General features: G+C 48.8%; 1 pseudogene. It reads left to right on the forward strand.

Annotation, left to right across the window (positions count from 1 at the left end):
• Nucleotides 1–252, forward strand: a pseudogene (locus tag CWB99_RS24345) (hypothetical protein); the annotation flags it as partial.

The raw sequence follows: 252 nt of genomic DNA on the forward strand, positions 1-252 counted from the left end.
CAAGCAGTTTAATACTCAGTGGGGCTTTACCGGCCAATGGGTACTCAAAAGCCACCCCGACTATAGCCTGGGCGATGTTACCCAACTGGCCTTTTTAAGTTATTCACCAAAGCCAAACTGGACCATCAAAGCCGGGCGTACCGCGTTTGATTTGTTTATGATGAGTCCTTATCGCAACATAGGCTATGCCTATACAGCGACCCACGCACCCATTGAGTTTTATGGCCTTATTCCCCATCGCAGCATTGATGG

This window comes from Pseudoalteromonas rubra, from assembly GCF_005887095.1.
Lineage (GTDB): Bacteria > Pseudomonadota > Gammaproteobacteria > Enterobacterales > Alteromonadaceae > Pseudoalteromonas > Pseudoalteromonas rubra_E.